Origin of the sequence: Kibdelosporangium philippinense (assembly GCF_021390435.2) — a bacterium.
GTDB classification, from domain to species: domain Bacteria; phylum Actinomycetota; class Actinomycetes; order Mycobacteriales; family Pseudonocardiaceae; genus Kibdelosporangium; species Kibdelosporangium philippinense.
Genome location: NZ_JAJVCN010000003.1, coordinates 635,033 through 647,998 on the forward strand (window position 1 = coordinate 635,033; position 12,966 = coordinate 647,998).

A 12,966-nucleotide genomic window follows, 5' to 3' on the forward strand; every position below is an offset into this window, starting at 1 on the left:
CACACTTGAGGGGTGACTCGGTCATTCGGCGTAGCCAGTGCTGTGCTGGCGCTTGCACTGGTGTTGTCCGCGTGCACGATCAAGGTCGAGGGTGTCGCGCTCGGTAGCGGCCGTGTGCTCGCCCCCGACCAAACCGACGTCGGCACCGGGTTCATCAACAACTCCGACGGCGGCGCGATCGACAAACTCGCCGGGACCGTGGTCAAGGACGTCGAGAAGTTCTGGCTGCAGGCGTATCCCAAGACCTTCGGAAACAAGGGATGGCAGCCCCTTCGCGGCGGCTACTACTCGGTCGACACGAGCGACAAGACCGCCCCAGCGCCGCCGTGCACGGATCAGGCATCGGACGTCGAAGGAAACGCGTTCTACTGCCCGTCGGCCGACATCATCGCGTGGGACCGGGTCGCACTGTTGCCGGTGCTGAAGAACAGATTCGGCGAAGCGGCCGTGATGTTGGTGCTGGCGCACGAAATGGGCCACGCGGTCCAGCGCCGCGCGGGAATCACGCAGTCCGCCCAGCGCAACGACCCACAGCGCTACCCCACGATCCTGTTGGAATCACAGGCCGACTGCTACGCGGGCGCATTCGTGCGCTGGGTGTCCGACGGTAAAGCCGACCGCCTGCGGCTGGACCGCGACGCGCTGGACCCCGCCCTGGAAGCAATGGTCTTGTTCCGCGACCCCGTCGGCACGGAACAGACCGCCCAGGGCGCGCACGGCGACGCGTTCGACCGTGTTTCGGCATTCCAGGACGGTTTCGAGAAGGGCACCGAGCTCTGCGCGGACATCTCGGTCGAGAACCGCGCGTTCACGCAGCGCGGGTTCCTGAGCGAAGAAGACCAGGCCAGCGGCGGCAACCTGCCGTTCGACGACACGGTCCGGCTGCTGGAAACCGACATCAACCAGTTCATGCAGCGCGAGCTGACCACCTTGGGCAAGCAGTGGTCGAAGCCGACGATCGACCGCGTGAACAGCGCGCCGCGATGCACAAGGGGCGACCAGGGCCCGGTGGCGTACTGCCCGGATGACCGCACGATCGACATGCAGGTCAGAGGCAGACTCACGGAAATGCACACCGAGATCGGCGACTGGGCCACCGGAACCATCGTGAGCAGCCGCTTTGCCATGGTCATGCTCGCTGCCTTGGACAAGCCGCTCACCGGGGTCGAGGCGCAACGATCGGCTCTGTGCGTTTCGGGTGCGTACAGCAAGTCCCTGCTCAACCGGGTCGGCAACAACGTGTTCGCGCTGTCGCCGGGTGACCTGGATGAGGCCGTGCAGGTGCTGCTGGGCGTCGACTATCCGGCGCGCGATGTCGAGGGCAAGTCGCCAGGAACCGGCTTCGAACGTGTCGCCGCGTTCCGCGTGGGCGCTGTCGATGGCTTGAAGTCGTGCAACCTCACGTGACACCGATATGACCGATTGCGGCACGGCCCGTTGAAGCGGCCAGTAGGGTGCCCTCCGTGCGGTCATACCTCCCCATTGCACTCGCCCTAGTCGCTCTTGTGCTGGTCAGTTGCGCCAAAGCAACGCCAGGCGTGCCGAGAGCCGAAGGCGAGATCGATGCGGGCACGGTCGCCGGTCTTGCCGTGACCAACGACGACTCGGTGCCAAGCGGGCCTCGCCAAAACGCGCCGAAGGTGGACATCACCGCCGAGAACGCGGACAACGGCGACATGGACCAGCTGGCCCTTGGCGCCCTGGCTGACCTCTACGAATACTGGGGCACGCGGATGCCCGCCGATTTCGACGGCCAGAAGTTCACGCCATTGGCCCGTCTCGTCTCCTACGACTCCAAAGGCAAGGCGCTCAGGTTGTGCCAGACCTCGACGTCAGGCCTGATCAACGCCTTCTACTGCAGCCTTGACGACAGCATCGCGTGGGACCGCGGCGTGCTGTTGCCCGAGCTGAGCAAGCAGTTCGGGGCGATGTCCGTGGTGACTGTGCTCGCCCACGAGACCGGGCACGCGGTCCAGTTCAAACTCGGCGGCCGCAGCGGGATCACGCAGGCGACGAAGACGATCGTGAAGGAGCAGCAGGCCGACTGCTACGCGGGCAGCTTCTTCCGGTGGATCGCCGACGGCAACTCCAAGCGGTTCCAGATCTCCACCGGCGAAGGCATCAACAAGGTACTCGCGACCATGTTCTTCATCCGCGACCCGGCAGGCACGGACGCCAACAAGCAAGGCGCGCACGGACTGGCATGGGACCGCGTTTTCGCCTTCCAGATGGGCTTTTCCAACGGCCCGAAGCGGTGCGCGCGGATGGACCAGAAAGAGATCGACGAGCGAATCAGCGAGCAGAAGTTCGCCGAGGAAGACTACCGCCGCGGCAACCTGCCGGTGAACGAAGAATACGTCCGCAAGATCAAAATCAGCCTGGACGAAGCCTTCACCACAAGCGGAACCCAACTGCCACAGCTGAAAGGCAACGGTTCGAAGTGCCCAAGCGGAAAAGCAACCGATCCCGTCGCCTACTGCCCTGAGGACAACACGGTCGTATACGACCTCGCCAAGCTGACAAGCCTCGGCACGCCACCGAAACGAGGCCAGGAACCAGGCGCGGACGGATCAGGCATCGGCGACTTCGCGGCCTTCGCGGAAATCGCATCGCGATACACGATGTCGATCCAAAAATCGGTCGGCCTGAGCCTCGATGACGAGAAAGCAGCCCTGCGAACCGCATGCCTGACCGGAGCATGGGCACACGTAGCAGAAAAGCCAGGAGACGGCCAAAACAAGCTCCGATTGTCCCCCGGCGACCTAGACGAAGCAGTGGCAGAGATGTTGATGGGCAAAAGCCTGATCGCAGCCGACATCAACGGAAATCCCGTAAAGGCAGGCTTCGCCCGAGTAGAAGCCTTCCGACTCGGCTACGTAAACGCAAAAGAATGTACCGCCAGGTTCGCATAACATACCGGCGCGGTGGAGAGGTTGGGCGACTTACCCACCTTGGTCGAGGGTTGGGCGGCACACCCACCTTGATCGAGGGTTGGGCGGCACACCCACCTTGATCGAGGGTTGGGCGGCATACCCACCTTGGTCGAGAGGTCGGGCGGCATACCCACCTTGGTCGAGAGGTCGGGCGGCATACCCACCTTGGTCGAGGGTTGGGTGGTTTGCCCACCTTGGTTGAGGGGTTGGGCGGCTTAGCTCACGTTGATCGAGGGGATAAAGGGTTGGGCCTGGAATGTGCGGCGTGCACCCGGTAGCACAATGACGTATCGCCGTGAGCGAAGCGAACAGGCGGGGAGTCAGCGACGGGTGCCCGCGCGTGTCTGCCGCTCCGGCATGGCGTGTTGAACGCGAGCGGCGCACGGCGGCGAGCAACCAGGCTGGTGGCGAGTCGAGCAGTTTGACTCGCCGTGCCGGTGGGGCGGACACGCGGAAGATCACCCCAACCAACCCGGCTGGACCTCGAAGCCAGCCGAAGGGGCCGGGCCTGTCGGTATCGCCGGGCCGTAAAAGTCAGGGCTTCCACTGCACGGTGTCTCGCATGCACCGCCCTGGCGCGTGTCCACCGTTCCGTCACGGTGTGTCAAACTGCTCGACTCGCTTCCAGCGCGGCCGGATCGCCGTTGTGCGCCGCTCGCGTGTTCAACACACCATGACGGAGCCGGTGGACACGCGAGGTCGCGCGTGCACACGCGTACACATGTGAAAACGCGCGTGTCCCGCTGTTCATTCTCCGGTCGTGCCGTCGATTTGCTCACGCAGGATGTCCGCGTGGCCGCAGTGGCGCGCGTATTCCTCTATCATGTGCGTCATCACCCATCGCGTGTTCATCGTCCCGTGCCGCTCGTGCTCGAAGGTGTGGTCGAGGGAAACCCCATCCAACACGTCCCTGGCCTCTTCCATCGATTTGATCAACAGGCCGTAGTCGTACTCAGCCGTGTCCGCGGTGGCCTCGGTGAACTCGATGTCCTCGGTGTGGAAGAAGTGGAATCGGACCGGCTGGCCGCCCACCTGATGCACGAACCAAGCGTGCTCGACGTCGACCATGTGGCGCACCAAACCCAGTAGCGACAACGTCGACGGCGGAACCGCGCGAAGCGCCAACTGCTCCCCGGTCAGGCCGGAGCACTTCCACAGGAAGGTCGCACGGTGGAACTCCAGGAATCCCAGGAGGTTCGCGCGTTCGTCGGCTACCAACGAGGGCCGCGGCCGGGTTACTTCGGGAGCTCTCCAAGACATGCCGGGCAGTCAATCATTCAGTCGGCGAAGTCGCCGACCGATTTCCGCACGCGGGCAAGGAGATCCGACAGTTGCTTGGTCTGCCTTGCGGTCAGGCCACGCAGGCCGAAGTCGATTTCGGTTACCGCTTTCGTGGCAGCTTCGCGTCGTTCCCGGCCAGCTTCCGTGATCTCCGTCAGCGTCGTGCGGCGGTCAGTTGGATGCGGGGTTCGCTTCACCAGGCCGTCGGCTTCGAGGCGGTCCACGATGTTCGTCACGCTCGTTGGGTGCAGTTGCAGCCGCTCGCCCATCACCCGCATCGGCAGGCTGCCGCGCTTGGAGAACGACAGCAGCACCAGGGCTTCGTAGCGGGCGAAAGTCAGGCCGTGCGGACGTAGCGCGCCGTCCACAGCCGACTGGATGATCTGCTGGACCCGCATGACGCTGGTGACTGCCGCCATCGCCTCGGACGGGCCGATGCGCTCCTCCCAGATCTCAGCCGCACGGGCGATCGGGTCGAACGGCAGCGGGCGTGACGTCATGGCGCAAAAAGCTACCAGGCGGTATCCATACGGACAGCAACGTGGAAAGGAGTGCCACATGCTTGTGGCGTTCAGCGTCTCGCCGCTCGGCGGTGAGTCCGACAGCGTGGCCAAGGCGGTCGCTCAGGCCGTCAAGGTCGTCCGTGACTCCGGCCTGCCCAACCGGACGAGCGCGATGTTCACCGAGATCGAGGGCGAGTGGGACGAGGTGATGGCCGTGGTCAAGCAGGCCGTCGAGGTCCTGCAGGCCGACGCCCCGCGCGTCAGCCTCGTCCTGAAAGCCGACATCCGGCCCGGCTACACCGGCCAGATCACGGCCAAGGTCGAACGTCTGGAGCAGCACATTGCCGACGACTAGCCGCCGGATGTGGCCGCTGTTCGAGACGTACCACGATGTCACGTACTTCACGCCCGAATCCCGCGCCGAGACCGACGCGCTTGGCTGCAAAGGCGGCTGGATGGGGTACTTCGGCATGCGGGCGGCGCCGCTCGGCGCGGTCGCGCCCGAGATAGTGATCTCGTCGTTCTACAACTTCCGCCCGTCGATGGTTCGCCGTGCGATCCCGGACGCGTGGCAGGTCGCCTCGCCCGAGCAGTTCCTGGAGATCCGGCTGAAAGGCGCCGAGGGCGCGTTGCGGCGGATGCTCGGCGACGTCGATGTGACAGAGGCTGCCGAACTTGCCCAGGAAGCGGCGGACAACACGCCCACCGCGGGCCGCCCGTTGGCCGCGGCGAACGCGATCCTCCCGGTGCCGGACAAGCCGCTGCTCAAGCTGTGGCAAGCGGCCACCACCCTGCGTGAATCCCGAGGTGACGGGCATGTCGCCGTCCTTGTGGCGGCCGCGCTGGACCCGGTGGAGACGCTGGTGCTGTTCAGCGTGGACCAGGGCCTCGACCCCGCGTACATGAGGGCGGCTCGTGGCTGGTCAGAGCAGGAATGGGAGCAGGCAGGGCAGCGCCTTGCCGACCGCGGCCTCCTTGAAGACGGCGTAATCACGCAGGCCGGGCTCGATCTGCGGACGGACATCGAACGCCGGACGGACGAGGCCGCCGAGGCTCCGTGGCAAGCGCTTGGTCAAGCGAAGACGGACCGGCTGGCCGAGCTGCTGACGCCGATGGCTCGCGCACTTGGCGAGCAAAACGGGGCGATGCGCCAGAACCCCATGTCGCTCGACATCGCCAAGGAACTGGAGCGGTTGTGAGGCGGCCCGCCCTGACCTGGGCAGCGGAACGTGCCAGGATAGATATGTGACAAGGCCAAATCCACGTCAGACGGCCGCCATGTCCGCGGCTCTGTCCGGCGCCGTTGATCTGTCGGCGCTCAAGGCGCGGGCGGATGCCGCACGTCAGGCGCCCAGCAAGCCTGCGGCGGCAGCGCCAGCGGGCGGTAGCGACGCGCCCGCGGCGGGCGGCCCGTTCGTCTTCGACGTCACCGAGGCGACATTCCAGGCGGACGTGGTCGAGCGTTCGCTACAGGTCCCGGTGGTCGTCGACCTGTGGGCCGAATGGTGTGGCCCGTGCAAGCAGCTGTCCCCCGTGCTCGAGCGGCTGGCCAACGCGAGCGGCGGCGCCTGGGTGCTGGCGAAGGTGGACGTCGACGCCAACCCCCGCATCGCGCAGCTGTTCGGTGTGCAGTCGATCCCGACGATCGTGGCGATCGCGGGCGGCCAGCCGGTCGACGCGTTCTCCGGCGCGCAGCCCGAGCCGCAGATCCGCCAGTGGATCGGCGCGCTGCTGGACGCGTTGCGTGACCGCCTGCCGGGCATCGCGGCCGCCGAGGCCGCCGCCACGCAGGGCGATGCCGTCGAAGAGGTGTACGAGGAGCCGACCGACCCTCGGATCATCGCTGCCGAGGACGCGCTCGAAGCGGGCGACTATGCCGCAGCCGAACGGGCGTACCAGCAGATCCTTGACGTCGAACCGGCCAACGAGGAGGTCAAGGCGGCCCTCGCGCAGGTGAAGTTCACCGCTCGCGCGGAGTCGGCTGACCCGTCGGCGATCGGCAAGGCGGACGCCGACCCGTCGGACGTCGAGGCCCAGCTGGCCGCGGCCGATGTGCAGGTGGCGTTGCAGCAGGTCGAAGAGGCGTTCGCGCGCCTGATCAACACCGTGCGCGGCACGTCGGGCGACGAGCGTGACAAGGTGCGCTCGCACCTGGTCGAGCTGTTCGGGCTGTTTCCCAGCGACGACCCCAGGGTGGCCAAGGCGCGCCGCGACCTGGCCAGCGCGCTGTTCTAGATGGACGGACTGCCGCTGCGGGTTTCGCCCGCGGCGGCAGCTTTTACAGCACCGCGCGGACCACGAAGTGCTTGCCCTCCGGGCCCGCGCTGAGTTTTCCGTCCACAAGGGCCACTCGTTCCCGCATGCCGATCAGGCCGTAGCCGGTGCCGCGCATGTTCGTGCCGGAACGTTCGTTGCGGACCTCGATGACGAGTTGGTCCGGTTGGTACTCCATGCTCAGCTGGACCCATCCGGTCCCGTACTTCCGAGCGTTGGCAAGCGATTCCTCGACGACGCGGTAGACCGTCACGTCGACCGTCGCGGGTAACGGTCTTCGCTCGCCGATCACCGTGACCTCGACCCGGTCGTCGAGCAGCCTGTCCAGATCGCTGACCGGATCACGCAGCTGGGACACGAGTTCGTGCACTTCCTGCGCCATTCGCAGCCGCTCGTCCTGGCGGATGCGTTCCGCGCGGGCCGATGCGAGTTCACGCCTGCCGCGCACGAATGCGCCGACGGCCGTGCCGACAAGCAGAGCCGCTGGGATCATCGGACCAATCCCGGTCCACCGCGAATCCACCACAAATGGCGCGGCGACGGCAAATCCGGCGATCGCAACCACAACAGCGACAACGGCAGTCCGCCGACCGACAGAAATGCCAAGCAGAAATGCCGCGCACAGCACACCAAGCCAAGCCCACGTAGCCAGGCCGAACTTCAGTGCCACTACCGCACAAGCGGTCACGGCGAAGAGAACCGCAACGGTCACTCCACAAAAGTACGGCCAATAACCCCCGATGGCATACGACAATCGCGGTTTCGCACTTCTATCGTGTCGTCGGAAAATGCCACATTCGGGGGCAAACCAAGACAAGGTCGGCGAACTCGGCGCGAAGATGAGAGGGTGGCGGCGTGGAATTCGTCTATCGAGTACTCGCCTCGGCCGTCGCCGTATGGGCCGCGACCATCCTGCCGGGGATCAACCTGCTCACCGCGTCGACGGCTGCCAAGATCGGCACGCTGATCGGCATCGCGGTGCTCTTCGGCCTTGTGAACCTGATTCTCAAGCCGATAGCCAAGATCGCCGGCTGCGTTGTCTACATTCTGACATTCGGACTGATCGGGCTGGTTGTCAACGGCCTGCTGTTCTGGTTCACCGGCTGGCTGGCCGGCGAGCTCGACCTGCCGTTCGAGGTCACCGGGTTCTGGGCCGGTTTCCTCGGCGCGATCATCGTGGCACTGGTCAGCTTCGTGCTGACGCTTCCGCTGCACCTCAAGAAGCTGACCGGCCGGGGCCGGTGACTCGGCACGCCTGCTCGCGCTTGGCGCGCGAGCAGGCGTCATACCGTTGTCGCGCTTGGAAAAGCCCTGACCAACGCTTCACTCGATCGAGTATCCGCGTCACTTGTTCGGCCCTAGCCGTCCTGTCATGGCAATGGTTGTCTCACATACCTTCGCCAGTTCGGCAGGAGGAAGTGCCACATGCGCGACGACGTCGCGATTCTGCTCCTCGGTCCCATCCGGCTGACCACACAGGCAGGTCCGGTCACCGTGAACGGCGGCGACCAGCGGACATTGCTAGCGCGTCTGGCCACCACACCGGGCGAGCAAGTGCCAGTACACGAACTGATCGAGGCGTTGTGGGGCGAGGCCTTTCCCATCACCGCGGTGAAGACGCTGCACAGCCACATCGCGCGGCTCCGGCGTGAACTGCGGACGGCCGGGCTCGACGGCCTGATCAACACCGACGGCGCAGGCTACTGCCTCACGGTCGCGCCCGCGTCCGTCGATTCCGTACGTTTCGAAACACTGGCACGAATGGGCCGCCGACACCTCAACGCAGGCGATTTTCCGCAGGTAGCAAGGACTCTGGCCGAGGCAGTCAAGTTATGGCGCGGTAAACCGCTGATCGGCTGCGTGCAAACTCCATGGGCCCAAGCCGAATCCGCGCGCCTGACCGAAGTTCTGCTTGCCATCAGGGAAAACGTGCTGGCGGTACGAGCGCAAGTCGAGGTGACCGCACTGCTCAGCGAGCTCGACGCCGCCATTCACGACAGCGACCCGGCGATCGACCTTGCGGGCGAACCGCCCGTTACCGCACCCGAGACGATCAGCCTGATCAGCCGCGACACGGACGTCCAAGAGGTCACATGGCTGCTGGCCAACGGCAGGATGACCACGTTGACCGGGGTCGGCGGAGTCGGAAAATCCACGCTCGCGGCACAAGTGGCGCATTGCAACCAATCCTCGTACCCGGACGGCGTGTGGTTCGCGGAATTGGCCGCATTGCACGACTTCGGCCTCGTGGCGCATACAGTCGCGGCCGCGTTGGAGCTGCACGACCAATCGGGCCGGAGCATGACGACCGTGCTCACGTCGCATTTCCAAGCCAAAGTCGCATTGCTGGTGCTTGACAACTGCGAACAGGTCGCGCCGGCGTGTGCGTTCTTCGTGGACACATTGCTGCACGCCGCACCAGACTTGCGGATCCTGGTCACGAGCCGAGTGCCGTTGCAGATCGAGACCGAACAGATTTACGACGTGAAACCCTTACCCGTGCCGGAACCCGACGAAAACGACTCTCCGGCCGTAACCCTGTTCCTGCAACGAGCACCGCACGACTTCTCGCTGACCTCCGACAACCGCAAAGCAGTCATTTCGTTATGTTGCAGGCTTGAGGGCGTCCCGCTTGCGCTCGAACTGGCTGCCGCGCAATTGCGTGAGCTCCCGTTGCCGGATCTGGTCGCGCGGCTGGACGGCATGATCCGGGCCAAACCGGCCGTACGGGCCATTGTGGACTTCAGCTACGAACTCTGCTCACCGGCCGAGCGGCTGTTGTGGCGCCGGATGTCGGTGTTCGAGGACACGTTCGACCTGGTGGCTGTGGAGAACGTGTGTGCAGGATACAACGACATCCCACTGGATACGGTGTTGGACGTGCTCGACGGCCTGGTGGACAAGGCCATTCTGGTCCGGGCGGAAGCCTACGGCCCGATCCGTTTCCGATTACCCGAGACGTTGCGTCAATACGGCAGGGAACAGCTGTGGCAAGCCGGTGAGCAGCCCTTGGTTCGAAGACGTCATCGCAACTGGTATCTGACCGTTGCCGAGCAACGGGAGCAGCAGTGGTTCAGCCCAGCACAAACCGAAGTGGCGGCACGAACCCGGCTTGATCACGCGAACCTCCGTGCGGCGCTGCAATTCTGCCTGACCGAACCCGGCGAATCACCCGCTGGTCTGCGTTTGGCGGCGGCGTTGTGGTTCCACTGGGTCGGCAACGGAATGCTGGCCGAAGCCCAGCATTGGCTGGACTGGGGACTGTCCGCAACCCGGCAAGCCACCACCGACCGATGGAAAGCATTATGGGTCAACGGATACATCACGGCACTGCAAGGTAAAACGGAAGCCGCCCGGCAACTGCTGGCTCAAGTTGACGCCGAGGCAGACGAAACATCACTGGCCCACGCGACTTATGCCCTTGGGGTGACCGCACTGTTCGAGGGCAAGCATGAAGAAGCCGCGGTATTGTTGGACGAGGCCATCGGGCCCGCCCTAGGGTCCAATTTGGTCATGGCCATGATCGCCCGCACACTCGTGTTCGACTCGCGCGCGGAGACGCGGTGCCGGGAAGCACGGGATATCTGCGAGAGCAATGGCGAAAAGTGGTCACTGGCGTATGTGTTGCTCGCCCAGGGCGTAGTCGCGGCCCGCAAGGGCTCACCAGCGGCAGCGGCAGCACTTGCCCGGGAGTCCTTGCGGGTCAAGGAATCCCGTCACGACCTGCTGGGCATCGCTGCCGCTGTCGGCCTACTGGCGTTGACCACCGGGGACAATACCCGCGTGGCAACGCTGTTCGGGATCGTCAGCCGGATACAACCGCATGTTGGGCTCAGACTCCCGAGCATCGACGAGGCCCACCACCGACGTGCCGAACAGGTCAGGCAGGCCTTGGGCGACACCGAATTCGACGCCGCCTACGAAAGAGGGGCGAGCATGAGTTTGGCGGCGGCAGTGGAGTTCGCGGTGAGTTAGGAATCCCAGCGGAACACCCTTGTCGCGATGAACCCGATCACCAACGTGAACCCGATCAGGATGGCGCTGGGCACCAGCAACGCCTCGAACCCCTTGCCACGCACCAGGAAGTCCTGCATCCCGGTATTCATGTGCCGCAGCGGGAGGATGTTCGACACGGTCTGCAGCCACCCGGGTGCTCGCTCGATCGGGAAGAACGTGCCGGACAGGAACGCCATCGGCAGCACCACGATCTGCGACGCGCCGTTCGCGGCTTCCTCCGACTTGGCGAACGCGCCGATCAGCATGCCCATCGCGAAGAACGCGAGTGTCCCGAACAGGAAAATCGGGATCGACAACCACCACGTGCCCGCGAGTTTGAGGCCGAAGACCGGCAGGCTGGCGATGCCGACGAACACGACGGCCTGCGTGATCGCGATACCGAACGTCACGCCGATCCGGGACATCAGCACAACCGTCGGCGACACCGGCGCGAGCCACAGGCGCCGCAGCACCTGCTTCTTGCGCCACTGCACGAACGTCATCGCCGCACCGATGACACCGGCCGACGCCACCGCCCAACTCAGGATTCCCGGGGTCAGGTACTGGATCGGGCTGAGCGACGCGTCCTCGACCTGACTCGGCTGGAAGGTGAACCGGGGTGGCTGACCGGTGGCCGCGATGTTTGCCTTGTCGACCACACTGGACACAAGTCCGTTGACGATCCCGGACTGGTTCTGGTCACTCGCGGCGAACCGCAACTGGACGTCTGTACCGTTCTCGATCACCACGCCAGGCAGCTCACCGGCCCGCACCTGCTCGACGGCCGCGGCCTCGGTGTCGAACCGTTGCAGCTCGACGACCTGAACCTGCTGCAAGGACTGGACGACCGGGCCGTCACCGACCACCCCGAGCTTGACCTTGTCGGTACCCGAGTCCCGGAACAACAGCCCGAAGATGACCAGGAACATCAGGGGGAACAACAGGATGAAGAACACCGCAGCCTTGTCCCTGATGAAACTCTTGGCACCGGCGATGGACAGGCTCTTGAAAGCGTTCATGCCCGATACTCCCGTCCGGTCAGGTCCAGGAACACGTCTTCGAGGGTCGCAGTACGAACCTGAAGCCCATCAAGGGTTCCGCGCTCGGCCAACGCGCTGAGCACCGGCGCGGGCGTGCGAGTGGCAATCGTCAACGTGTCGCCGTCGTCGTGCACCTCGTCGACACCGGTGAACCCGCGAACCTCGTCCACAGGCAGCACACCGTGTTCCAGCCGGATATGTGTGGGCGCGTCCAGCCCGCGGACCAGCGCGGCAGGCGTGTCCATCGCGAGGATCTTGCCGTGATCCATGATCGCCACCCGGTCGCACAGCACTTCGGCCTCATCGAGGTAGTGCGTTGTGTAGACGATTGTCTTGCCCCGCGATCGAATTTCACGCAGCACGTCCCAGAGATTGCGTCGCGCCTGCGGATCAAGCGCGGCCGTCGGCTCGTCGAGGAAAACGATGTCCGGATCGTGCACCAGCGCGCACGCGATCGACAACCGCTGCCGCTGCCCGCCGGAAAGCTTGTCCTCCCGTGTGTTCGCCTTCTCGGTAAGGCCAACGACTTCGAGCATGTCGTCGATGTTCTTGGTGCCGCAACCGTAGAGCGACGCGAAGGTCTCGAGCTGCTCCCGTGCGGTCAGCTTCTCGAAGAACGCCGACGCCTGCAGTTGCACGCCGATCCGTGGCAACAACCGCACTTTGCGTGGCCACGGGTTCTCACCGAGTAGCGTCACGCTGCCATCGTCTGGTTCGCGCAACCCTTCGACGATCTCCAGCGTCGTCGTCTTGCCAGCGCCGTTCGGGCCAAGGATGCCGAAGAATTCGCCTTCGGCCACGGTGAACGACACGCCGTCGACGGCCGCGAGGTCACCGTAACGCTTGCGTATGCCAGAGACGACGATCGCGTCTCCCCCGTTCCCGGTCATGCCTGCAAGGTAGCCCGCCTCGCGCGCGATATCTCGCGAGGCGGCACTG

12 protein-coding genes are annotated in these 12,966 nt (G+C 65.0%); 7 read left to right on the top strand and 5 right to left on the bottom strand.

Going from position 1 to position 12,966, the window contains the following annotated elements:
* Window positions 1–12 precede the first annotated feature (12 nt).
* Window positions 13–1,407 carry a neutral zinc metallopeptidase gene (locus tag LWC34_RS34870; protein WP_233729517.1) on the top strand — a complete coding sequence of 465 codons (1,395 nt, stop codon included), beginning with the start codon at window positions 13–15 and terminating at the stop codon, window positions 1,405–1,407.
* A 56-nt stretch (window positions 1,408–1,463) separates the two neighbouring features.
* Entirely contained in the window at window positions 1,464–2,912 is a 1,449-nt protein-coding gene (locus LWC34_RS34875) for a neutral zinc metallopeptidase (protein WP_233729518.1), read from the top strand.
* Window positions 2,913–3,680: 768 nt separating this feature from the next.
* On the opposite strand, the gene LWC34_RS34880 is transcribed toward LWC34_RS34875, so the two are convergent.
* Together LWC34_RS34880 and LWC34_RS34885 are read right to left on the bottom strand one after the other, a co-directional pair.
* Window positions 3,681–4,193 carry a DinB family protein gene (locus LWC34_RS34880; RefSeq protein WP_233729519.1) on the bottom strand — a complete coding sequence of 171 codons (513 nt, stop codon included), beginning with the start codon at window positions 4,191–4,193 and terminating at the stop codon, window positions 3,681–3,683.
* A gap of 17 nt (window positions 4,194–4,210) precedes the next feature.
* Window positions 4,211–4,714: a MarR family winged helix-turn-helix transcriptional regulator gene (locus tag LWC34_RS34885; RefSeq protein WP_233729520.1), complete on the bottom strand. Its 504-nt coding sequence runs from the start codon at window positions 4,712–4,714 to the stop codon at window positions 4,211–4,213.
* Between the two features lie 58 nt (window positions 4,715–4,772).
* On the opposite strand from LWC34_RS34885, the gene LWC34_RS34890 reads away from it, so the two are divergent.
* The 3 genes from LWC34_RS34890 to LWC34_RS34900 all read left to right on the top strand — a co-directional run bounded on the left by LWC34_RS34890 (window position 4,773) and on the right by LWC34_RS34900 (window position 6,952).
* Window positions 4,773–5,072: an MTH1187 family thiamine-binding protein gene (locus LWC34_RS34890; protein WP_233729521.1), complete on the top strand. Its 300-nt coding sequence runs from the start codon at window positions 4,773–4,775 to the stop codon at window positions 5,070–5,072.
* Window positions 5,059–5,916 (top strand): SCO6745 family protein, encoded by an 858-nt coding sequence (locus tag LWC34_RS34895; RefSeq protein WP_233729522.1) that lies wholly within the window; start codon window positions 5,059–5,061, stop codon window positions 5,914–5,916. Before LWC34_RS34890 ends, LWC34_RS34895 begins: the two co-directional genes overlap by 14 nt.
* Window positions 5,917–5,995: 79 nt before the next feature.
* Window positions 5,996–6,952 (top strand): tetratricopeptide repeat protein, encoded by a 957-nt coding sequence (locus LWC34_RS34900; RefSeq protein ID WP_233729523.1) that lies wholly within the window; start codon window positions 5,996–5,998, stop codon window positions 6,950–6,952.
* Between the two features lie 43 nt (window positions 6,953–6,995).
* On the opposite strand, the gene LWC34_RS34905 is transcribed toward LWC34_RS34900, so the two are convergent.
* Window positions 6,996–7,703, bottom strand: coding sequence for a sensor histidine kinase (locus LWC34_RS34905; RefSeq protein WP_233729524.1), 708 nt, complete (start codon window positions 7,701–7,703; stop codon window positions 6,996–6,998).
* Between the two features lie 143 nt (window positions 7,704–7,846).
* On the opposite strand from LWC34_RS34905, the gene LWC34_RS34910 reads away from it, so the two are divergent.
* Together LWC34_RS34910 and LWC34_RS34915 are read left to right on the top strand one after the other, a co-directional pair.
* On the top strand, window positions 7,847–8,236 hold the full coding sequence (locus LWC34_RS34910; RefSeq protein WP_233729525.1) for a phage holin family protein: 390 nt from the start codon (window positions 7,847–7,849) through the stop codon (window positions 8,234–8,236).
* A 180-nt stretch (window positions 8,237–8,416) separates the two neighbouring features.
* Window positions 8,417–10,966 carry an AfsR/SARP family transcriptional regulator gene (locus tag LWC34_RS34915; RefSeq protein WP_233729526.1) on the top strand — a complete coding sequence of 850 codons (2,550 nt, stop codon included), beginning with the start codon at window positions 8,417–8,419 and terminating at the stop codon, window positions 10,964–10,966.
* Here LWC34_RS34915 and LWC34_RS34920 read toward each other — a convergent pair.
* Window positions 10,963–12,006, bottom strand: a complete 1,044-nt coding sequence (locus LWC34_RS34920) for an ABC transporter permease (RefSeq protein ID WP_233729527.1) — start codon at window positions 12,004–12,006, stop codon at window positions 10,963–10,965. The genes LWC34_RS34915 and LWC34_RS34920 overlap by 4 nt on opposite strands.
* Entirely contained in the window at window positions 12,003–12,917 is a 915-nt protein-coding gene (locus LWC34_RS34925) for an ABC transporter ATP-binding protein (RefSeq protein ID WP_233729528.1), read from the bottom strand. Before LWC34_RS34925 ends, LWC34_RS34920 begins: the two co-directional genes overlap by 4 nt.
* Window positions 12,918–12,966: the final 49 nt, after the last annotated feature.